The organism is Pseudomonas alloputida (assembly GCF_021283545.2).
Classification (GTDB): domain Bacteria; phylum Pseudomonadota; class Gammaproteobacteria; order Pseudomonadales; family Pseudomonadaceae; genus Aquipseudomonas; species Aquipseudomonas alloputida.
In genome coordinates this window covers 2,288,723-2,309,599 of sequence record NZ_CP128540.1, presented here as the reverse complement: position 1 = coordinate 2,309,599, position 20,877 = coordinate 2,288,723, and the positions used below count along the sequence as shown (strand labels likewise).

Genomic DNA, 20,877 nt, shown 5'->3' with positions numbered 1-20,877 from the left:
CCTGCGTCGGCATGGGATGTTCAGCTTTTTTTGCCGTCAGCCGGTTTCTTCTGCCGGCGCATGAGCAAAACCTGGGCAACGATCGTCAGCGTGATCGTGGTGATGAAAACGATCGTGCCTATCGCATTGATGGTCGGGCTGACCTGCCCTTGCAAAGTATTGAGGATGCGTACCGGGACTGTCTCGTTAAGGCCCGAAACGAACCAGGCCACCGCGAACTCGTCGAACGACACGGCCATGGTCACGAACAGTGCGGCGAAAATGCTCGGGGCGGTGAACGGCAGGATCACGTAGCGCATGGCCTGCCATTGGCTGGCGCTCAGGTTCCAGGCGGCGGCCTCCAGTTGCGGGGCCATCTGCGCCAGGCGCATGCGAATCACCGCCATGGCGAATGGTGAGCACATGACGATGTGGCAGATCATGACGGCATACAGCTCGCCGGACAGGCCGATTCGCGACAAGAACGCGAGCATCGCCAGGCCCAGAATCACCACCGGAATGGTAGGAGGCAGCAGTGCCAATGCCATGTACACCGACTTGCCAAAAAAGTGATAACGAAAGTCGGTATAGGCGGCAGTGAAGCCCAGCAGCGTGGAAACCAGCGATACCACCACACCGACGACCAGGCTGTTGTTGAAGGCTTGCCAGACTTGCGGGTCGGCGGCAATCGCTTCGTACCAGCGCAAACTGAAGCCACCCAGGGGCAAGGATGGGAAGCGGTCGACGTTGAAGGAAAACACGAAGCTGCCAATGATAGGCGTGAGGATGAACAAGAACACCAGGACGACGAAGCTGCGCAGCATGAAGTTGATGACACGATGTTCGTTCATGCGCGCCTCCTGTAGGCGTGGCGAACCATCAGGAACGCCGTGGCCAGCAAGGTCACGATCATCGTCGTGGCAATAACCGCCGCGCGTGGCCATTGCTGCCCCGATTTGGTCGTGTCGGTAATCAGGGTGCTCAAGGTTGGTGGTTGGCCGCCCCCTAGATAGAGCGGGCTGACAAAGTCACCGAAGGTCATGATGAAACAGAACAGTGCGGCGATGACGATGCCGACCCGCGCCGATGGAATCACTACCCCAAATACCGTGCGCAGACGGCCCGCGCGCAAGTTGTGGGCAGCTTCGATCAGCGTGCGGTCGATGTACATGAGGCTGAACAACTGCAGCAACACTACCAGCGGCAGGCACAGGGTGAAGTAACCCACATAGCTACCAAAACTGGTATTGAGCAAGGGCAACGGCCCAATCCCCAGCAACGCCAGGGCGCTATTGAGCAGCCCCTGGTCACTGAGAAAGACTTGCCAGGAATAGGTGCGCACCAGGTAACTGGTAAAAAATGGCGTGATCAACAACAGCACCAACCATTGCCGGGTCGATTCGCGGAACTTGAAGGCAATTGTATAGGCGCACGGAAAGGCTACGGCACTGATCAGCACACTGGCCCCCGCCGCCATCGCCCAGGTGTGCAAGTAGGCATCCCAGAAGTACTCGCGGCTGAACAGGTACTTCCAGTTCAGCCACTCGAACGCAGGGACCATGCGAAAGTTGCGCACCAGCCAAAAACTGATGGTCAGCAGAAACAGCAAGGGCGCTACAAAAAACAGTAGCTGCCAGACCAGTATCGGCAGCGACAGGATCAGCCCATACCCCGGTAAGCGCCAGGTGCGCTTGCCGAACTGCCCACGCGTGCGTGCAGGCTCCTCACTGGCGGGCAGTGGGGGCGATAGCTTGTTCGAAATCATTACGCCGCTCCTGTGTAGGCGCCATCAAGCGCCCTTGTACTGCGACCAGAAGTCGTTCCAGTCCTCCAGGCTCTGCTGCACGGGGAGCGCGCGATACTGAATACGCCCCTCGCGGATGTCGTCCATGACATTGCGCTGGCCCAGTACCATGCCTTGGCGTCTGGCTTCGGCAAGGTCGGTCTTGTTCAGCAACTCCCAGCCGCGCTTATTGGGAATCAGCGCCGGGTAAGCCTCCATCTTCGCCGACTTCACCTGGCCTTCAGGGGAGGTGATGTATTGAATGAACTTCTTCGCAAGTTCCGGGCTGTGGGCTTTCTTGGCGATGCAATAAGACTCGGTCCATTGCAGGCCGCCCTCCTCGGGTATCACTGTTTTTACCGGTGCCCCGGCACGCTGCAAGACCCCGGTAATCCAGTCGCCAATGCCACACATCGCGTGGATCTGGCCGTTTTTCAGGGAGGAGAAGGTACCGCCATAATCGAAGAACCCGGCCACTTGTCCGCGTAGGCTCATGGTTTTGTCCTGGAGCCTCTTCCAGTGCGCCGCGTCGATGTCGTAGGGCAGCCTGTTGCCATTGAGCAAACTGATCTGGCCCAGGTTTGGCAGGTGCCAGTCGAAGTGGCCGACCTTGCCCTTGAGGCTATCGTCCCAGAACACCTGGTAGCTTTTCGCCTTGGACTCCGGCAGCAACTGGGTATTGAAGGCGATACCGAGAAAGCCGAAGCGGACCATGACCGAATACAGTTCATCGCCCTGCCAGTGCCCTGGAAAGTGCTGAAACTCTGGGTAGAAGTCATCGAAGGGATAATCGGCAAGGTCCAGTCGCTCGATATAGTCGGCGGCGTTGAGTTGTTGCACATACTCGGCATCCGACAGGATCAGGTCGAAGGTGCCCGGTGGTGACTGCGAAATGAGCCCCAGCATGTTATCGCCGCCGGTGTAGTACTTGGCCCGCACCTTGACCCCATGCTCGCGCTCGAAATCCGCGACGATGTCGGGCGCGGCGTGGCCTGCCCACGCCAGTATCACCAGTTCTTTTTCGGCTGCGCCAAAGGTTCTGTTCGGAAGTACCCCGGAGAGCGCCGCCACACCGGCCAAAATGCTGCTGTTCTTGATGAATGTACGGCGTGAAAAATCGGCGCGACGCGTCATGGAGATACCCTCGGTAATCAAAAGTGCCTTGGCCCAGCCGCGCTTTCGCCCCGCTTCCCCAAGGTTTTCACCGCCTGTGTGATTACCGATTGCAGCAGATTGCCATCAGGGCAAGTTGTGTTTTTCCGACCTGTAATTTGTCAAATTCGCCCCCTGCCCCACCCGACCCACCTGGATCGCAGGTCCGTCAGCATTTGTCAAATTCAGGTCGGGAACTGACAAGTGAATGTCGTTGTGATCTGATCAAATCGTTGCATGTACTGGCTCGCTGCAAACGGACTACTTCAACGAATACAAGAATAAAGAGAGATAACCGATGAACGAAAGCGTAGTGGTTGGCGAACTCACCTGGCCTGAGTACGCACAGAAGGTAGCTTCCGGCAGCACGATTTTCTTGCCGGTGGGCGCCTTGGAGCAGCACGGTCATCACATGTGCATGGAGGTGGATGTGCTATTGCCTACCGCCCTGTGCAAGGCAGTAGCGCGAGAAGTCGACGGCTTGGTGTTACCCGCCTTGGCCTATGGCTACAAGTCACAGCAGAAGTCGGGAGGTGGCAACCACTTTCCCGGCACCACCAGCCTGGATGGCGCAACACTGACCCATACCATCCAGGACATCATCCGCGAACTCGCCCGGCATGGGGCGCGCAAGCTGGTCTTGATGAATGGCCATTATGAAAACTCGATGTTCATCGTCGAAGGCATCGACCTGGCGCTGCGCGAACTGCGTTATGGCGGTATCACCGATTTCAAGGTGGTCGTTCTGTCCTACTGGGATTTCGTCAACGCGCCGGCGGTCATCGAAGAGCTCTACCCCGAAGGTTTCCTCGGCTGGGACATCGAACACGGTGGCGTTTTCGAAACGTCACTGATGCTGGCCCTGCACCCTGAAAAGGTCGACCTGAGCCGCGCCGTCGACCACCCTCCGGCAAAATTCCCACCTTACGATGTCTTCCCCATCATCCCTGAACGCACCCCCGCCTGCGGAACGCTTTCCTCGCCTAAGGGCGCCAACCGAGAAAAAGGCGAGTTGATTCTGCGAGTTTGCGTAGAGGGCATTAGCAGCGCTGTGCGGGAGGCCTTCGACCTGCAGAAATAACACCGATCTCCAGCCCAGAGCAGCACCGCCGTTCGCAGTTCACCCTCCTTCAAGAATAAAAAGGGTAATTAGCATGTCCAGCAACTCAACTCTGGCCCCCGGCCTCAAGCAGCGCCACGTCACCATGTTGTCAATCGCCGGCGCTATTGGCGCCGGCCTCTTCATCGGCTCGGGGCATGCCATTGCTGCAGCCGGTCCTGCGGCAATTCTCGCGTACATCATGTCTGGCACACTGGTCGTTCTGGTCATGCGCATGCTCGGAGAAATGGCGGTGGCCTCGCCAGATACCGGGTCATTCTCCACCTACGCCGAGCGCGCAATGGGACGTACAGCAGGCTTTACCATTGGCTGGCTGTACTGGTGGTTCTGGGTGCTGGTCATTCCAATCGAAGCCATTGCAGCAGCGGCCATTCTGCATGCCTGGTTCCCTGCGATAGAAACCTGGGAATTCGCACTGGTGGTTACCGGTTTGCTGACCGTAACTAACCTGTTCAGTGTGGCGCGCTACGGTGAATTCGAGTTTTGGTTTGCGATGCTCAAGGTTATCGCGGTGCTAGGGTTCATTGCTCTGGGTGCATTGGCACTGACAGGCGCGCTGCCCGATATTTCAGTTAGCGGCGTGGTCAACCTGAGTCATGAGTTTGGTGGTTTCATGCCCAACGGCATGACCGCTGTCATCGGTGCCATGCTCACCACCGTGTTCAGTTTCATGGGTACTGAAATTGTCACCATTGCCGCCGCCGAGTCGAAAAACCCCTCCAAGCAAATCACCCGTGCCACCAATTCCGTGGTGTGGCGAATGGGGATCTTCTACATCGTCTCGGTGTTCCTGATCATCTCCATCGTGCCCTGGAACGACCCCATGCTAGTACAGGTCGGCTCCTATCAACGGGCCCTTGAGCTGATGAACATCCCGCACGCCAAGATGATCGTCGATATCGTCGTGCTGATTGCCGTTGCCAGTTGCCTCAATTCGGCCATCTACACCGCATCGCGCATGGTCTATTCGCTGAGCAAGCGCGGCGACGGTCCTCGCGTTCTGCAGCGCACCTCAGCGACGGGCGTGCCAGTGATTGCAGTGCTAGCCAGCACCGCAGTGGGCTTCTTGACCACAGCACTCAATTACTTCGCTCCCGACGAGGTGTTTTCCTTCCTGCTGGCAAGTTCGGGGGCGGTAGCGCTTCTAGTCTATCTGGCAATCGCTGTTTCGCAATTGGTTCTGCGTAATCGGATGGATAGCCAAGGTACTGCGCTGGACTTCAAGATGTGGCTGTTCCCCTGGCTCAGCTACCTGGTCATCTTCTCCATCATCAGTATCTTGACGATGATGCTGGTGATGCCAGGGCATCGCATGGAAGTGGTGGCAACTGGTGCGCTGGCGCTGTCCATCGTCTGCGTGAGCGCCATTTTCTCGTCTAAAAAGAGCACTTCGGCCACCGTGGCGAGCAAGCCTGACTGACCAGGCCGAGTCGTTACCCACCCTGTGAAGGTGTTGCTTTCGCAGGGTTTTTGCTTTTCACCGGGGCGCCTCCCAATGCTTAGGCACTGCGTGTACTATCACTCTGACAAATGCATCAACCTAAACACAATGAATTGCCGATTTACGGCAACCAGACGCAGAGCACGTCATTTTTTTGCATTCAAGGAGTCGTATTGATGGGTACGTTAAAATCCTCGCCGTTGGCACCGGCATACCCTGTCAATGATGCCCCGCCGCTGAAAGTCGTCGGTTTCCTGATCATTCCCAATTTCACCACCATTGGCTTCGCCTCGGCGGTGGAAACCTTGCGCATGGCCAACCTGGCAGCACGCAAAACCATGTTCCAGACCCTGATCATTGCAGCCGACATGGAGCCAGTGAGTGCCAGTAACGGCATGCGCATCCTGCCCGATTTCAGTATCAAGGATGCCCCAAAGCTGGACATGCTGTTCGTGGTGGGGCCAAACCCGATAGTCTCCGACCACAATACCCGCCCCATCCTCAACTGGCTTCGCAAGTTGGCACATGACCAGGTGCCATTGGGCGGTATTTGCACAGGCAGCCATTTGCTAGCACGCGCCAATCTGCTCACTGGTTATCGGTGTACCATCCACTGGGAAGATATCGAGGCGCTAAAAGAGCGATTTCCCGGCATTATCATTTCCAACCAACTGTTTGAGCTTGACCGTGACCGTTTCACGAGCTCCGGCGGCGTGGCGTCCATGGACATGATCCTACAACTGATTGCCCGAGAACCTGGCGGGCGGGACATTGCCAGTCATGCGGCTGAACTGCTGTTATGTGATCGAGTACGTGGATCGCAAGAGCGCCAGCGCGTGCCTTTGCGGCAAAAGCTCGGCACCTCTCAGCCCAAACTCAGTCAGATTGTTACAATCATGGAAGCCAACCTTGAAGACCCGATGACCTTGGAAGAGCTTGCAGAACTGAATGAGATCTCGGTTCGGCAAATGGAGCGTTTGTTCCACAAGCATCTTCAAAACACACCGAGTCAGTATTACTTGGAACTACGCCTGACACGGGCTAGGCAACTATTGCTACACAGTGAATCCCAAGTGCGTGATATCGCCCTCGCCTGTGGTTTCATTTCGCCAGCACACTTCTCAAAGTGCTACAGTCGTTTCTTTGGTGTCTCACCAATCGGCGAGCGGAAAAAGGTAGTCTCTTCACTTCACTGAACAACCCTGTCGTTAGTTTTCGTGGCGCGGTCCAGGATTTCCTCGCCATGCTCCCCTCAGCTGGCCCGCAATGTGAGGGCATCCAAGTGAATGTGCGCTCCACGAGGGCGCCACCACAATTCTGCAGGGGAATCTCGGTCATTCCGCACAGTTTTGGACCATCACTTGGATCTGGCTAGATGTCATGCCATTCAGGACGAAGCGGACTACGCTTGCTACGCAGGCGCGCATTGATGATGTTCATGTCATTATTCCTTACCTCGGGCGATAGACATGTGCCATACCATAATAGCGATCGAAGCATTCATACGAAAAAGTGGATCGTCCAAGGATTTTCCACTCAGTTGTTCGATGCGCTGGATACGTTGATTGATGGTGTTACGGTGAAGTCCCAGGCGCTGGGCAGCCTTGAGCCCGTTGCCATTTTCCTTGAGCAAAGCGTCGAGGGTATGCACGAGTACTTTAGGGTGTTTACGGCCGGGCACGAACAACGGGCCGAGTGTCTTTTCGACGAAGTCGTCGATGAGCGTGCGGTCGACTACCCCCTGCAGCAAACCCAACACGCCCAACTCGTTGAAATCGCAGTATCCGCTCTCCGGGCGCAGTTTCTGCGCCACATTCAGCGCCTGGCGCGCTTCGTTGAGCAGTCGGCGGTAATGACCACAATCTTCAGCAACGCTCGACAGGCCCATGTACATATCCAACTCCCCTGCCACTCCGATCAGTTGCCGACGCAACGTGGTCAAGGCTGCCGGCAGGTCATCGGCATCCGCCAGCAGTAGCACGAAGAGGTCGCCCGGCATCTCTACCATCACCGTTCCCGGGCGGCTGCGACCCCAGGCTTCAAGTTGGTCTTCCATGGACTGGCGAGTGGCTTGCCACAGCTGCTCGCCTTGGGCCAAGCCTTGGCGCTCAAACAGCGTCTCGATACCTGACAAGCGCAGCACGACCAGTCGCCGTGGAATATCAAGCATCAGTTGCAGATGCGCAGCCCGCTGTCGGGCAATGGCCAGACTCGGGTAATCTCCGGTCAGCAACTGGCCGAGAATGTGGTTACGTGAGCGCCGCACTTGAGTCATATGCATCAGGGCCGTATCGATCAGGTGGGTCACAAACACCAACTTCAGCGGAGAGGGCTGCTCGATCAGCGACAATCCCAACTGTTCAGCACGAGCGATCACTGCAGACGGGATGCACTGGGGAAACGGGCCTCCAGTAAGAACCACCATCCCGGCAATACCCAACACAGCACCAGTCTCGACCAAAGTGAGTAACTTGCGTTCGTCACATAGGTAATTGATTTCCGAAATAAATACTAGTTCGCCGCCCATTTTACACGCGGTGATACCCTCATTTCCCGCCACGTAGGACCAGCATACTCGCCGTTGCAAGTAAAGCTCGCCTGCGCGGACCCTCATGTCTTCCAAGCCGGGCAGGTTCAGGACCTCACTCAGAGTCAAGCTCATGGCTCGACACCCGCCAGGCTCTGCATCTGACGCCCTCTAACTGGCTCGCACATGAGAATGTCGGGCTGTACCATGGCGTCACTGCTCGCCGAAGATATCAACTTTAGAAATTGAAGGAACATGCCAGTACTGCTCCTACGCCATGACCGAAAAGCGCATGCGGTTAAGTCTCAGCAAGCTCATCGACGACCATGCCGGGGACTTGTAATAGAGATGCTACCTGAAATCGTTCATGATCACTCCCTCGAACGGCGAGATGACTGCGATCAACAGCCCCAGGTATCGAGATGCCCTCCCGTACATTCCATCTACTCTCACGACTTTGGAGATAATCCCATCAAGCTTCATGCACTCGACGACCACGCGGACGTATGACCAAATTTCCGGTGGAGTGATGCTCACCCCCTATCCAAACGTTGCAGCTTAGTGCTCGCTTTCTCTACAATCTTTTAGCAACATTTACGTGACCAACCGAGCGGCCTCGCCCTGCTGGTGCTCAACACTGCCCGGTATCAAACGGCATCACTGACCGTGCCCGTCGCCGCACGCCGCTACACCTTGCAAGCGACCAACGCTGACCGACAAAACGGTGACGTTCAATGGCAGACTCCTCAAGCTCGGCACCAACGATGAAATGCCGACAATGGACTTTGTGCCGACCAAAACCGGCAAACTGGCCATTGAGCCGGCAAACGATAATTTCCTGAGCCTGCCATCTGCTGGAAATGAGACCTGCAATGGGCCTGCCCCGTGACAACGGACGCATTAGCATGTATTCGAGCATTGAATAGTTGGTGATTAGCAGTTCGGGGCAGCGCACCTGCATTTCTTCCCGCGTCTACGGAGCCGACGAGGACTTTCGTGAACAGCGCGAATGTGAGCGCCCGCTGAACGTCTATGGCTATTCGAAGTTCCTGTTCGATGCAACAGGTGCGCCGGCAGTTCTGTTGGCAGTAGCCGCGCCCAACCATTCAATGATGTGGCCCTGGCTGTGATCAATCGGTTGCGCGGGCAGCAAGGCCAACCCTCGTTGTCACTTGATATGGCCTTGCTGGAAGGCATTCTGGAGTACAGCGAATTTCCTGAACATTTGCGTGGCAAGTACCAGTGTTACACCTGCGCCGACCTGGAGCGCTTGCGCGCTGCCGGTTACACGGCACCTACAATGGTAGTCGAGCAAGGCGTGGCCCGCTACTGCGACTGGTTGCAAGGTCTTCAAAGACCGCCGCCTGCTCCAGTCAAGCAGGCAGCGTGATCGTGCTCAACGGCTACTTGAAACAGTATTCGTAGAGGCAAGTCTGGAACCCGTACTTGAGGTCGAACTTGCCATCGAGCACGTTGTTTTCCTTCGCGTACTGGTCCCACGCCACGAGCATTTCCTTCAGCTTGCCCGGCTCGGCCTGGGCCAGGTCGCGGCTTTCGGTCGGGTCGCTCTTGAGGTCGTACAGCTGCCACTGGGCGGTGCCGTAAGGTGGATTGACCAAGGTGATTTTCCAATGGCCCTTGCGCAGCGCCTTGCGGCCGAACAGTTCCCAGCCGATCTGACGCTGGGCCATGGCCCGACCTTCAAGCAATGGGCGCATGCTCTTGCCGCTGATGGCTTGCACCGGGCGACCTTGGAATGTCTTGCCCAGCGCCGGCACCCCCGCCAGGTCCAGCAAGGTTGGCATCAGGTCCATCACATGGACCATGTCGTTGTTGAGCGTGCCTTGCAGGTGGGCCTTCTTCAGCATTTTCGCGCTGATGATGGCTGGCGCGCGAATGCCGCCCTCGTTGGTGAACCCCTTGAACAGCGGATACGGCGTGGAGCTGACCTGGGCCCATTGTGCGCCATAGTCGGCATACGAGCCTTTGTGCCCGATGTTTTTCAGGCTGTTGTCGAAGTCCTTGGCCAGCCACTCCTTGTTGCCAGGCAGGTCGATCGGGCTATTGCCATCGGCACCGTTGTCAGAGATGAACACGATGAAGGTGTTGTCCAGCTTGCCGTTTTTCTCCAGGTACGTGAGCAGTCGGCCAATGTGGTAGTCCATGTTGGACACCATCGCCGCATAGATCTCCATGTTGCGCGCCTCACGCTGGCGCTGTTCATCGCTCAACTGGCCCCAGCTCGGCAGGCCCTTGGCCATGGGTGTGTTGGGCGTTGTGTTGGCCGCGACAATACCCAGCTGCTTCTGGCGCTCCAGGCGGGCCTGGCGGATCGAGTCGTAGCCGGCGTCATAACGGTGCTTGTACTTGTCCAGCCAAGCGTCTGGCGCATGCAGCGGCCAATGTGGCGCGGTGTAGGACAGTACGGCCATGAACGGCTTGTTGCTAGCTTTGTCGGCTTCGATGTAGTCGATTAGCCGATCGGTGTAGAACTCGCTGGAATAGAAGCCCTTGGGCACTTCCACCTGCTTGCCGTCTTCGCGGTAGATCGCCTTGGGGTCTTGGGCAATGATGGCGTGCTGGTCGTCGAAGTGGCTGGCACCGCCTTGCACCAGAATGAACGAGCGGTCGAAGCCGCGCGCCTTGGGGCTGGTCTCTTCGGTGCGACCCAGGTGCCATTTGCCGGTGGTGTAGGTGTTGTAACCTGCATCCTGAAGCACCTGGCCTACCGTAACCATGCGCTCGTTCAAATACCCTTCGTAGCCAGGCTGGCCTTTCTGGAACGGTTGCAGCAGCTCGCCCATGTTGCCCAGGCCCGCCACATGGCTGTCGGCGCCAGAGAACATCATTGCGCGGGTCGGCGAGCACGTGGGCGCCGTGTGGAAGTTGCTCAGGCGCACACCATCGCGCGCAAGTGAGTCAATGTTCGGGGTGCTGATTTCGCCACCAAAACTGCCCAGGTCGCTGTAGCCCAGGTCATCGGCGACGATGATCAGAAAGTTCGGGCGTTCATCTGCGGCCATGGCCGTGTGGCTGCATATGGCAACCATCAGAGCAAGCAGGCGTGTCTTAAACGAGCTCATGAAGCGTGTCCTCGGTTGTTATTATTGGTGTGCTTGCAAGTATGCGGATGGCCCGCCGCTCGCCGATAACGCTTCAGCGCAAGCGCTTATGCATCCGCGTGATTATTTGCCCCGAGGGCTAGGGCAGTGCCCGCTCGACGTTCATCATCCCCTTTATTTTCCGGGGGCGCGCACCCACTGGCAGGCAAGAGGTGGGGCACATGAAGCAAGCTCGTTGGCACGCAGCGAATGTCACCCGGGGGATGGCCCTGCTATGGCTGTGCGCATGGGCCGGCGGGCTGCTTGCCGCCCCGTCTCAACCGCCACAGCGCAAGCTGGACGACGGCTACGTCGACCCAGGCCAATGCCAGGCCTGCCATGCTTCACAGGCGCAACAGTGGTCCCAGTCACATCACAGCTGGTCGATGCGCAAGCCGACCGCGGACAATGTGCGGGGCGACTTCGCCGATCAGGCCTTTACGGACGCCGCCGGCGTAGAGGTGAGTTTCAGCACGCGCAATGGCACGTTTTACGTCAATGCCGAAAACGAACAGGGCCGACGCCAGGACTTCGCCGTGGCCTACACCTTCGGCGTTTATCCCCTGCAGCAATACCTGATCGAACGCCCTGGTGGTCGCTTGCAATCGTTGACCGTTGCCTGGGACAACCGCGCCAAGGCCGACGGTGGGCAGCGCTGGTTTTCGCTCTACCCCGGCCAGCGCTTCACCCCGGACGACGCCCTGCACTGGACCGGCCGCTCGCAGAATTGGAACGGCATGTGTGCCCAGTGCCACTCGGGCAACCTGAAAAAAGGCTACGACGCCAGCCAGGACAGCTTCGCCAGTACCTGGAGCGAGCTGTCGGTGGGTTGTCAGAGTTGCCATGGGCCGGGCGCTCAGCATCTGGCATGGGCCAAGTTGCCGACGGCGCAGCGCCAGCTCGCCAACAATGCCGGCGCACGCGGTTTGCAGGTGGACTTCGGGGCGCGAGCCAAGGGTTACGAAGTCGACCAGTGCGCCCGCTGTCACGCACAACAGGAAACCCTTGGTGTTGGCAGCCAGCCGGGTAAATCTCTGGTGGATAGTGCCTACCCTACCTTGTTGACCCCTGGCGCCTATCATGCCGATGGCCAGCAACAGGCTGAGGTGTTCGAGTATGGCTCCTTCGTGCAGAGCAAGATGTACGCCGCCGGCGTGACCTGCAGCGACTGCCACAACCCGCACACCGGCGAGTTGCCCGCCCAGGGCAATCAGTTGTGCGCCAGCTGCCACAACCCGCAGGGCAACCCGCGGTTCCCCACGCTGAAGAAGAAGGACTACGACAGCCACAGCCATCACTTTCATGAGCCTGGTAGCCCCGGCGCGCAATGCACCAACTGCCATGCGCCCGAACAGAACTACATGGTGATCGACGCACGCCGCGACCATAGCTTCCGCCTGCCAAGGCCCGACCTGACGCCGATCACCGGCGCGCCCAACGCCTGCACGCAATGCCACAAAGAGCGCTCGGCACAATGGGCCGCAAACGAGATCAGCCAGCGCTTCGGCCCGCTGCGTAGCGAGCATTATGGCCCGGTGATGCAAGGCGCCCGAGCGCACGATCCGCAAGCAATTGCCCTGGCCGCAAAGTTGGTCACCGACGCGACACGCCCGGCGATCGTCCGGGCTTCTGCCGCCGACGTCCTGAGCGGCGTCGAGGGGCCTGCGCTGGATTCGCTTGCCCTCGGGCTTGCCGATCAAGATCCACTGGTGCGCAGCAGCGTGGTGCGCGCCATGGCCAATGCCGACGATGCGCAACGCCTGCAACACTTGCCTGCCCTGCTTGATGACCCGGCACTGGCGGTACGCGATCAGGCGGCTCGCGCCTTGGCCGACCTGCAGGCGCAACTGCCGACCGCCCAACGTGACCGGCTCGGTCACCTGCTCCAGGACCACTTTGCGCGGCTCAGCGCCAACGCCGACTTGCCGGGCACGCGATTCAACCTGGCCAGCCTGCTGGCACGTCAAGGCAATGAGGCACAGGCACTGGATCAATATCACCAAGTCCTGCGCCAAGATCCGGACTTCACGCCCGCGCGCGCGGCACTTGCCAGGTTGCTGCTGACTCGCGGGCAATCCGACCAGGCCCTTGAAACACTACAGGCCGGCTTGCAACGCGGCGAGCAGCGCGCCGGCTTCAGCGAGCTGGCCTATGCCATGGGGCTGCTCCAGGCCGAGCGCCAGCAGCCCGAGCAGGCCATCGAGTGGCTGGAGAAAGCCCTGCCCGGCCAGCCGCTGAACCTGCGCCTGTATTACAACCTCGGCTTGCTGCGCAGCCAGCTCGGCCAACCTGAACAGGCGCGACGCGTGGTAGTGGCCGGGCTTGCTCACGCAGCGCAAGATAGGGATCTTTTGTATGCAGGCGCCTATCTGGATGCGCGGGCAGGCAACTGGGCCTCTGCATTCGCGTTCTTGCAGCGACTGTTGATGCTACAACCGCAGCACCCCGAGGCGCGTCGCCTGCTGGCTTATGTACAGCAGCAACAGCAGCGTACGCGCACCATGGGCGCGAATCGATGACCAGCGAAGCCGCGGCCAAGACTGAATACCACTGGATCAAACCAGACAGACAACAAATAAAGGTTACGGTGATGAATACGCCCCTTTACAGCGGCCTGCCCACTGCTGGCGACGCCCGCTCGGCCATTCCCTTTGCAGCCGAGCCCTTGCTGCGCTCGCGCAATGTCGAAGACGCCGAAGCCCTGCTCAACAACCACCTGGAGGAACGGCGGATTCGCCTCGGCGGGCGAGGCACGCTGGATATCGACTTCACCTTGCAGACCTTGCCGCAAATGAAGCTGTTCGGCGCGTGGTGGGGGCGCGAGGTTCGCGTGAGCTCAAGCCCGTTGAGCTGTTGGCATGGCATCCTGCCTTTGCACGGCGCGATCAGCAACCACCTCCAGGGCTTGCAGGCGAACGCGGGTGAGCTATTGGTGTTCAGCCCCGGGCAGGAAGTGGACGTCACCTGGCACGAAGGGACCAAGGCCATCGTCATTGCCTTGGATGCGGCCTTGCTGCTCAACCACCTGGAACGTCACCATCAGGTTCACCATGCCCAGAGCCCGACGCAGGCGTTGTTGTTCCAGGGTAATAACCCGGCCATGCGCAGCCTGGGCAACCTGCTGCGCATGGTCGACAGCGAAAGCGGCAACACCGCTGGCTTGCTAGCAACGCCCTTTGGCCAGTCCCACGTGCAGCACCTGTTTTGCGAAAACCTGCTGCACCTGCTGCCCAGCCTGTACAGCGAACCACCACGGCGCCTGTTGCCGGGCACCGTGAAACGGGTGGTCGATTTCATCCACGCCAATCTCGAACAGCCGCTTTGCATCACCCAACTGGTGACTGTCAGCGGCACCAGCCGACGCAGCCTGGAACAGGCGTTTCGCAACGGTTTGGGGACCAGCCCGCAACGCTACATCCAGCATTGCCGGCTACTGGCGATGCGCAAAGTGTTACTGGAGCACCAACCGGGTGAAGTACAGTTGTCGGCGCTGGCCTTCAAGTGGGGGTTTGCGCAACCCAGCCACTTTACCGCCGCCTACAAGCAAGCGTTTGGCGAGCTGCCCTCGCAAACGCTGGCCAGGTCAGATTGATGGGAAGGCCGCTGCAGGCGCAGCGGCCAGCTCGGCCAAGGCCTACCAGAATTTCCAGGTGTAGGTCGTGATCAAACGGTTCTCATCGTAGTCATTGCCATGCTTGAACTGCGCGTGGATGTTGCGCCACTCCACGGCCACGCCCTTGAGCGGGCCGCTCTGCACCACATAACTCAGAAACAGATCGCGCTCGTTTTCGGCGGTTTGGCTCAGGTCCCCACCGCGATCGATGCCCGTGCCGCGCAGGTAACGGGTGGTCAGGTTGAGGCCGGGTATGCCCATGGCCACGAAGTCATAGTCGTAACGCGCCTGCCATGAGCTTTCGTTGGGCCTGATGAAGGCCACGGCCGACCAATTGACCAGATACGGTTGCGGCACGAAGCCGTTCAACGTCGGGAACGCACTCTCGCCGAGCATGCGTTGATAGCCCACACCAAAGGCGTGGCCGGCTTTTCTCAAGGTGGTCATGGCGCCATAGGAGCGGTTATCGATCTTGCCGTACAGCGCGTCACCGTCTTCGTTGTGGTTGAAGTAACGCAGGTCGGTCTTCAGGCCGTAGCCTGCGCCCAGCTCGGTGTTCAGCGTCAGGCCCAGATAATGCTGCTGGTAGATACCCTCCAGCTGTCCATAAAAGTAGCTGGCAGCAAGGTTGGGGCTGAAGGCGTAGGTGGCGCCGGCGAAGTTCAGGCCATCGCTGGTATGACGGGGGCCGTTGGGGCGGGTGAACAGGTACAGCTTTTCACGGTTGGAGGATTCACGGGTGCTGATCCCGGTGAATCGCCCACCGGTCAGGGTGAGGTTGTCGATCTCGTTGGACTTGACCGTGAAACCATTGAAGGTCGTCACCAGTTGCCGGGAATCGTCCTGGAAGGCCACCGGCAAGGTCGGCCGATGCTCGCCGACCCTCAGCTCGGTCTTGGAATAGCGCACCTTGCCGGTCAGTGCCGCCCGGCCATATTCCCGGGCTTGCTCCCGTGAGCTCTGGCTGTAGGGCAAGACACTGTCAGGGCCACGACCTGAGCCGCCGTCCAGGCGATAGGCGTATTGCGCGGCGGCATCGACACCGAACGAGAGCGGGCCCTGGGTATAACCGGATGTGAAACGCAGATCCAGGCCCTGGCTCCAGCTGCCATCGCGAGAGGTTCTCGGGTTTTCGCCCTTGAAATCACGGTCTACGTAGAAGTTGCGCAGACCCAGGTTCAACTGGCTGTCTTCGACAAAGTCGGCTTGCGCGGCCAGGGGCATCATCACCCCGATCAGACCCACCGCCCTTAGATGTTTTCCAGCAGCGTACGCTGCGCGCGGCACAGTTGCGTGTTGACCGTTCATGGATGCCTCTAAACATTTTTATTGTTGTAGAGGTCCAGTATCCGCAGTCCGCTTACAAGCCGTTATCGCCTGCGCGTAACGACTAACTGCGCAGCGCAGAAAATCCGCCTTAATCCGCCGCTAGCTGCCCTTGAGCCGATAACTGACTTGCGCGCGGCTCATGCCCAGCATCTGTGCCGCCAGGGTGATGTTGCCGCCCGAGCGCTCCATGGCCAGATGCACCAGTTGCAGCTCGATATCTGCCAACGGTGTACTGAGCACCTTCTGGCTCCCGGCGACGAACGCCAGCAGCCCCTCCAATACCGGCTCTCGAATGTGCGCTGTGGGCTCGATTACCTGCCTGGCCGGCTCGTCACGGCGCTGCCCCCCGGACAAGCGCCCCTCAGGTGTCAGGCCAATCGCCGTGGCCATCAAGGGCGCGCCGATCTCGGCCAAGTGCACCAGGTCGATGACTTCGCCCTCACCGGCACTGATCACGCCCCGCTCGATCAGGTTCTGAAGTTCACGGATGTTCCCTGGGAACCGATACGTGAGCAGCGCGTTGACCAGCCGGGTGCTAAAGCCCGCAAGCCGACGCCCATGGCGCTGGCTGAAATGACGCAGGAAATAGCTCATCAGCAGCGGGATATCTTCACGGCGCTCCCGTAACGGTGGCAGGTGGATGGGAAACACGTTCAAGCGATAGAACAAATCCTCACGAAAACGCCCGGCCTCGACTTCGCGGCGCAGGTCCAGGTTGGTGGCGGCAATGACCCGCACATCGACCCGGATCGGCGCCGTGCCGCCTACCCGCTCGATTTCACCTTCCTGCAGGGCGCGCAGAATCTTGCTCTGGGCACTCAGGCTCAAGGTCGCGATTTCATCGAGAAACAACGTGCCACCATTGGCCCGCTCGAAACGCCCGGCACGCGAGCGGTCGGCACCAGTGTAGGCACCCCGTTCGACACCGAACAGCTCTGCTTCCACCAGGTTCTCCGGCAAGGTCGCGCAGTTGAGCGCCACCAACGGCCGCTGCTGGCGTGTGCTGGCTTGGTACAACGAGCGGGCGAACAGCTCCTTGCCAACGCCCGATTCCCCGGTCAGCAGCACGGTTGCCTGGGTCGAGGCCACGCGCTGCAGCATCTGCGTGGCGAGCACGAAAGCCGCCGAGATGCCCACCATTGGCTTGCCGTCGATAGGCGCCTCCAGCTCGGCTACCTCCGTGGCGCTACCTGAAGCATAAGTACTGCGGCTAAGGAAGTCGTCCGGCATCAGGTAGGCCAGATCGACGTCGATGTCGTCCCACTGATCGGCCGGCTTGCCTACAATCCGGCACGCCGGGTGCCCCATCGAGCGGCACTCCTGCTCACGGAACACGACCAGGCGACCGAGCAGTGACGAGGCATAGCCACTGGCATAGCCGATCTCCATCCAGCAGGCCGGTTCACCACCCAAGCCATAGGCCGCAATGTGCTCATCGTCTTCGAGCGAGTTGTGCCAAAGGAACTCGGAGTAGAAGTGGCCGACACCTGAATCGATTTCAAAGCGCACCACTTCGACATTGACCATCCCTTCAAGCATGTGCAGGCGCGGCCCTGCACTGTAGAGGCTGGCGTCATCACCCTCTGGCCATTGCGCGCTGACCTGGGCCGCGTCCCGCGCACCGGCCTGCCAGCCGATGCGCGTCAACAGGCCTCGCGCCTTATCGAACCCGAGCGCCTCGATCAGTTCGCGGCGCATGGCGCCGAACGCGGCGCCTTGCAGCAGCATCATGCGCTGGCCGCACATCCAGACGCTGCCTTCCTGCGGGGAAAATGCCACCGTCTCCGCCAACTGTTCTGCCGATGGCAGGCCACTGGCGCCAAACTGGCTGGCGCGGTCGACGATCAGGCGCTTCTGCTTGCCAAGCATCTGCTTGAAGAATTCTTCGTCGGCAGGACGACCGGGCTGGGTGGGTTTGGTAGGCGTCATGAGCAATCAGCAACGAACAAGTGAGTAGCTTGTGAGTATGCCGAGCCCTCGCGCCGGGTCAATGCGCGAGCGGTCGGCGTAAGCGCGTAGGCACTCGATCTGTCCGATAGCCGCACACCTTCTGTCTTTCTACAGGCTGACTTCGTCGATTTTTCTGCATGAATTTATGCAGGCTTCGTCGAAAATCATACAGTAACGACCGCTTGTCAGCGCCAGCTTTATCCCTCATCCCATTGAATTCATTGATGAATATATCTTTTCGAAGCATTGGCACGGTTGTTGTTATGCAGCGCAGGTGCACTTGATAAAAAAAATAGAGGTGACCTCCCTATGACGCTTTCCCACTCCCCTGCCTATCAAAACCTGCACTTGCAGCCCCTTGCCGGTGAATGGCGAGCCGGCAGCGCCGATCAATCGCTGGAGGTGTTCGACCCCTTCACGCAGAAGCGATTGCTGCAAATCACCCTGGCCAACCGCGAAGACCTCGATGCCGCCTACCGCAGGGCCCGCGAATGCCAGCTCGAGTGGGCGGCCAAAGGCCCCGCCGAGCGCAGCCAGGTCTTGCTCAATGCCGTGAAGATCTTTGACGACCGCCGTGAAGAAATTATCGACTGGATCATCAGCGAGTCAGGCAGCACGCGGATCAAGGCGCAAATCGAATGGGGCGCCGCACGCGCCATCACCCTCGAGTCGGCCAGCCTGCCAAGCCGCGTGCACGGGCGCATCATGGCGTCCAATGTGCCCGGCAAGGAAAGCCGCGTCTACCGGGTTCCCCTGGGCGTGATTGGCGTGATCAGCCCCTGGAACTTCCCCCTGCACCTGACCGCACGCTCCCTGGCACCTGCCCTGGCGTTAGGCAACGCCGTGGTGGTCAAGCCGGCCAGCGATACCCCGGTCACCGGCGGCCTGCTGCTTGCGCGAATCTTCGAGGAAGCCGGATTGCCGCCGGGTGTGCTCAGCGTGGTGGTGGGGGCCGGCGCGCAGATCGGAGACGCTTTCGTCGAGCATCCGGTGCCCGCGTTCATTTCCTTCACCGGCTCGACCCAAGTCGGGCGCAACATCGGCCGCATCGCCAGCGGCGGCGAGCACCTCAAGCACGTGGCGCTGGAGCTGGGCGGCAACAGCCCGTTCGTGGTCCTGGCTGATGCCGACGTCGAGCAGGCCGTCAATGCTGCCGTGGTGGGCAAGTTCCTGCACCAGGGGCAAATCTGCATGGCGATCAACCGCATCATCGTCGAGCAACCGTTGCTGGAGGCCTTCACCCAGCGCTTTGTCGAGCGGGTCAAGGCCCTGCCTTACGGCGACCCGAGCAACGCCAGCACGGTCATCGGGCCGGTGATCAACAGCAAGCAACTGGCGGGCCTGCAACAGAAGATCGTCACTGCCCACGCCGAAGGCGCCACCTTGCTGGTGGGTGGCGAGGCTCAAGGCAATGTGCTGCCGCCTCACGTCTTCGGCAACGTTACCGCCGACATGGACATCGCCCGTGAAGAAATCTTTGGCCCCCTGGTCGGCATTCAGGCTGCACGTGATGCCGAGCATGCCCTAACGCTTGCGAACAACAGCGAATACGGGCTCTCCAGCGCCGTCTTCACCTCCAGCCTGGAGCGCGGTGTGCAGTTCGCCCAACGCATCCACGCCGGCATGACCCACGTCAACGACATCCCGGTCAATGACGAACCCAACGCGCCATTCGGCGGCGAGAAGAACTCAGGTTTGGGGCGTTTCAATGGCGACTGGGCCATCGACGAATTCACCACCGACCACTGGATCACCCTGCAACACGTGCCCAGAGCGTACCCGTTCTGACCCGGCCCTTTGCCCATCCCACCTACAACAAGAATGGAGTACGAAATGTCTTCACTTCGCGACGGCTCCGTGATGAAACGGACATTGGCCGCCTGCTTCGCCCTGCCCTTGCTCGTGCTTGCCAATAACGCCGCTGCCGATGGCGATGGTGTTTGGAAAGGCGGCGAAAATGTCTACGCCAAGGTGTGTGGCCACTGCCACGAACACCAGGTCGGGCCGCAAATCACCGGCCGCCAGCTGCCGCCGGGGTACATCACTGCGATCGTGCGCAATGGTTTTCGCGCCATGCCCGCCTTCCCTGCCTCGTTCATCGACGACAACGCGCTGCAACAGGTTGCCGAGTACATCTCCACAGCATCCGCGCCTGCGCCCAACCCAGCCGGAGGCAAGCCATGAACGTCGAACGCCGATTCGTGCTCAAAGGCATGGCATTGTCCAGCCTTGCCGGTATTGCCATGAGCAGCGCAGGCATCAGCGCGGCCAACAGTGCCCTGGGCACACAACCACAACCGGCGCGTCCAACCCTGGTACTGGTCAGCAGCGCCGCCGCGCAGGCGGCTTTCCTCCAGGGCGTCAACGCAAGCCCCGCCGGCGAGCAGGTCAAGGTCCGGCGTACCGACCTCAGCCTGGACTTCATCCTTGGCTTTGAAAAACGCCTGCGTATCGCCACACCGCAACGCATCATCGGCCTGGTCGACGATGCCAGTGCCGCACTGATCGTCGACCTCGCGCGCAGCGCCGGTGCGCACGTGCAGTGGCTTGGCCAGCACCACGCCGCAGCCCACGCTTCACACCACCGCCTGCTCAGCGGCGAAACGGCCAGTGGCTGCGCCCCGCAACTCGGCCTGAGCCTGAACGCCTGCGGCGCAGGTTTCAGCCTTACCGAGCATCGCCTGCGCGGCCAGCAGCCCCCCCTGCGCGCGTCGGCTGCCGGCCGTGACAAAGGCGCCTCGGACCAATGGGCGGCCACACTCGGCTACGCCCTCGCCACCCTGGGCACCACGCACATCGGGCAAGCGCCTGTGGTCGACAACCGGTCGGCGGCGCTGACCGGTCATTTCGTTTCGTTTTCGATCGAGGCTTGAAGGAGCTGT

General features: G+C 59.9%; 16 protein-coding genes and 1 pseudogene. 10 read left to right on the top strand and 7 right to left on the bottom strand.

Annotated features, from left to right (window positions below; genetic code table 11):
* Positions 1–20: 20 nt before the first annotated feature.
* Genes LU682_RS10535 through LU682_RS10525 form a run of 3 tightly spaced genes read right to left on the bottom strand, consistent with a single transcriptional unit; the run spans position 21 to position 2,896 of the window.
* Positions 21–830, bottom strand: coding sequence for an ABC transporter permease (locus tag LU682_RS10535; protein ID WP_016488022.1), 810 nt, complete (start codon positions 828–830; stop codon positions 21–23).
* Positions 827–1,744: an ABC transporter permease gene (locus LU682_RS10530; protein WP_024717429.1), complete on the bottom strand. Its 918-nt coding sequence runs from the start codon at positions 1,742–1,744 to the stop codon at positions 827–829. The genes LU682_RS10535 and LU682_RS10530 overlap by 4 nt, the downstream gene beginning before the upstream one ends.
* A gap of 24 nt (positions 1,745–1,768) precedes the next feature.
* Positions 1,769–2,896: a polyamine ABC transporter substrate-binding protein gene (locus LU682_RS10525; RefSeq protein ID WP_016488024.1), complete on the bottom strand. Its 1,128-nt coding sequence runs from the start codon at positions 2,894–2,896 to the stop codon at positions 1,769–1,771.
* 316 nt (positions 2,897–3,212) lie between these two features.
* Here LU682_RS10525 and LU682_RS10520 point away from each other — a divergent pair, with 316 nt between their 5' ends.
* The 3 genes from LU682_RS10520 (at position 3,213) to cahR (ending at position 6,671) form a co-directional block, all read left to right on the top strand.
* Positions 3,213–3,995: a creatininase gene (locus LU682_RS10520; RefSeq protein ID WP_016488025.1), complete on the top strand. Its 783-nt coding sequence runs from the start codon at positions 3,213–3,215 to the stop codon at positions 3,993–3,995.
* 73 nt (positions 3,996–4,068) lie between these two features.
* Entirely contained in the window at positions 4,069–5,454 is a 1,386-nt protein-coding gene (gene gabP / locus LU682_RS10515) for a GABA permease (RefSeq protein WP_232885732.1), read from the top strand.
* Positions 5,455–5,651: 197 nt separating this feature from the next.
* Positions 5,652–6,671, top strand: coding sequence for a transcriptional regulator CahA (cahR, locus tag LU682_RS10510; protein WP_016488027.1), 1,020 nt, complete (start codon positions 5,652–5,654; stop codon positions 6,669–6,671).
* A 248-nt stretch (positions 6,672–6,919) separates the two neighbouring features.
* Here cahR and LU682_RS10505 read toward each other — a convergent pair whose 3' ends face one another.
* The gene (locus tag LU682_RS10505; RefSeq protein WP_016488028.1) at positions 6,920–8,137 is read right to left on the bottom strand and encodes a PucR family transcriptional regulator; all 1,218 of its coding nucleotides are present in this window, start codon (positions 8,135–8,137) and stop codon (positions 6,920–6,922) included.
* A gap of 589 nt (positions 8,138–8,726) precedes the next feature.
* On the opposite strand from LU682_RS10505, the gene LU682_RS10500 reads away from it, so the two are divergent.
* Together LU682_RS10500 and LU682_RS10495 are read left to right on the top strand one after the other, a co-directional pair.
* Positions 8,727–8,891 (top strand): hypothetical protein, encoded by a 165-nt coding sequence (locus tag LU682_RS10500; protein ID WP_155500257.1) that lies wholly within the window; start codon positions 8,727–8,729, stop codon positions 8,889–8,891.
* Positions 8,892–8,964: 73 nt separating this feature from the next.
* Positions 8,965–9,392 (top strand): annotated as a pseudogene (locus tag LU682_RS10495) (hypothetical protein); the annotation flags it as partial.
* A gap of 13 nt (positions 9,393–9,405) precedes the next feature.
* On the opposite strand, the gene LU682_RS10490 reads toward LU682_RS10495, so the two are convergent.
* On the bottom strand, positions 9,406–11,085 hold the full coding sequence (locus tag LU682_RS10490; RefSeq protein ID WP_016488032.1) for an arylsulfatase: 1,680 nt from the start codon (positions 11,083–11,085) through the stop codon (positions 9,406–9,408).
* Between the two features lie 200 nt (positions 11,086–11,285).
* On the opposite strand from LU682_RS10490, the gene LU682_RS10485 reads away from it, so the two are divergent.
* Both LU682_RS10485 and LU682_RS10480 read left to right on the top strand, forming a co-directional pair.
* Positions 11,286–13,622 carry a tetratricopeptide repeat protein gene (locus tag LU682_RS10485; protein ID WP_024717426.1) on the top strand — a complete coding sequence of 779 codons (2,337 nt, stop codon included), beginning with the start codon at positions 11,286–11,288 and terminating at the stop codon, positions 13,620–13,622.
* 71 nt (positions 13,623–13,693) lie between these two features.
* Positions 13,694–14,695, top strand: coding sequence for an AraC family transcriptional regulator (locus LU682_RS10480; RefSeq protein WP_016488034.1), 1,002 nt, complete (start codon positions 13,694–13,696; stop codon positions 14,693–14,695).
* A 42-nt stretch (positions 14,696–14,737) separates the two neighbouring features.
* On the opposite strand, the gene LU682_RS10475 is transcribed toward LU682_RS10480, so the two are convergent.
* A complete protein-coding gene (locus LU682_RS10475) occupies positions 14,738–15,943 on the bottom strand; it encodes an OprD family porin (RefSeq protein WP_016488035.1) in 1,206 nt (401 codons plus the stop codon).
* A gap of 201 nt (positions 15,944–16,144) precedes the next feature.
* A complete protein-coding gene (locus tag LU682_RS10470) occupies positions 16,145–17,974 on the bottom strand; it encodes a sigma-54-dependent Fis family transcriptional regulator (protein WP_054888283.1) in 1,830 nt (609 codons plus the stop codon).
* 330 nt (positions 17,975–18,304) lie between these two features.
* Here LU682_RS10470 and pchA point away from each other — a divergent pair, with 330 nt between their 5' ends.
* From pchA to LU682_RS10455, 3 genes are read left to right on the top strand one after another with little or no spacing between them, the layout of a single operon-like run.
* Positions 18,305–19,783 carry a 4-hydroxybenzaldehyde dehydrogenase gene (gene pchA, locus LU682_RS10465; RefSeq protein ID WP_016488037.1) on the top strand — a complete coding sequence of 493 codons (1,479 nt, stop codon included), beginning with the start codon at positions 18,305–18,307 and terminating at the stop codon, positions 19,781–19,783.
* 45 nt (positions 19,784–19,828) lie between these two features.
* Positions 19,829–20,179, top strand: coding sequence for a c-type cytochrome (locus LU682_RS10460; protein WP_016488038.1), 351 nt, complete (start codon positions 19,829–19,831; stop codon positions 20,177–20,179).
* Positions 20,176–20,868 (top strand): hypothetical protein, encoded by a 693-nt coding sequence (locus LU682_RS10455; protein WP_016488039.1) that lies wholly within the window; start codon positions 20,176–20,178, stop codon positions 20,866–20,868. Before LU682_RS10460 ends, LU682_RS10455 begins: the two co-directional genes overlap by 4 nt.
* Positions 20,869–20,877 lie beyond the last annotated feature (9 nt).

What these genes read in the sequence shown, in the direction of transcription:
- LU682_RS10535 (WP_016488022.1), bottom strand. Translation starts at nt 830, where the DNA reads ATGAACGAACATCGTGTCATCAACTTCATGCTGCGCAGCTTCGTCGTC.
- LU682_RS10530 (WP_024717429.1), bottom strand. Translation starts at nt 1,744, where the DNA reads ATGATTTCGAACAAGCTATCGCCCCCACTGCCCGCCAGTGAGGAGCCT.
- LU682_RS10525 (WP_016488024.1), bottom strand. Translation starts at nt 2,896, where the DNA reads ATGACGCGTCGCGCCGATTTTTCACGCCGTACATTCATCAAGAACAGC.
- LU682_RS10520 (WP_016488025.1), top strand. Translation starts at nt 3,213, where the DNA reads ATGAACGAAAGCGTAGTGGTTGGCGAACTCACCTGGCCTGAGTACGCA.
- gabP (WP_232885732.1), top strand. Translation starts at nt 4,069, where the DNA reads ATGTCCAGCAACTCAACTCTGGCCCCCGGCCTCAAGCAGCGCCACGTC.
- cahR (WP_016488027.1), top strand. Translation starts at nt 5,652, where the DNA reads ATGGGTACGTTAAAATCCTCGCCGTTGGCACCGGCATACCCTGTCAAT.
- LU682_RS10505 (WP_016488028.1), bottom strand. Translation starts at nt 8,137, where the DNA reads ATGAGCTTGACTCTGAGTGAGGTCCTGAACCTGCCCGGCTTGGAAGAC.
- LU682_RS10490 (WP_016488032.1), bottom strand. Translation starts at nt 11,085, where the DNA reads ATGAGCTCGTTTAAGACACGCCTGCTTGCTCTGATGGTTGCCATATGC.
- LU682_RS10485 (WP_024717426.1), top strand. Translation starts at nt 11,286, where the DNA reads ATGAAGCAAGCTCGTTGGCACGCAGCGAATGTCACCCGGGGGATGGCC.
- LU682_RS10480 (WP_016488034.1), top strand. Translation starts at nt 13,694, where the DNA reads ATGAATACGCCCCTTTACAGCGGCCTGCCCACTGCTGGCGACGCCCGC.
- LU682_RS10475 (WP_016488035.1), bottom strand. Translation starts at nt 15,943, where the DNA reads ATGATGCCCCTGGCCGCGCAAGCCGACTTTGTCGAAGACAGCCAGTTG.
- LU682_RS10470 (WP_054888283.1), bottom strand. Translation starts at nt 17,974, where the DNA reads ATGACGCCTACCAAACCCACCCAGCCCGGTCGTCCTGCCGACGAAGAA.
- pchA (WP_016488037.1), top strand. Translation starts at nt 18,305, where the DNA reads ATGACGCTTTCCCACTCCCCTGCCTATCAAAACCTGCACTTGCAGCCC.
- LU682_RS10460 (WP_016488038.1), top strand. Translation starts at nt 19,829, where the DNA reads ATGTCTTCACTTCGCGACGGCTCCGTGATGAAACGGACATTGGCCGCC.
- LU682_RS10455 (WP_016488039.1), top strand. Translation starts at nt 20,176, where the DNA reads ATGAACGTCGAACGCCGATTCGTGCTCAAAGGCATGGCATTGTCCAGC.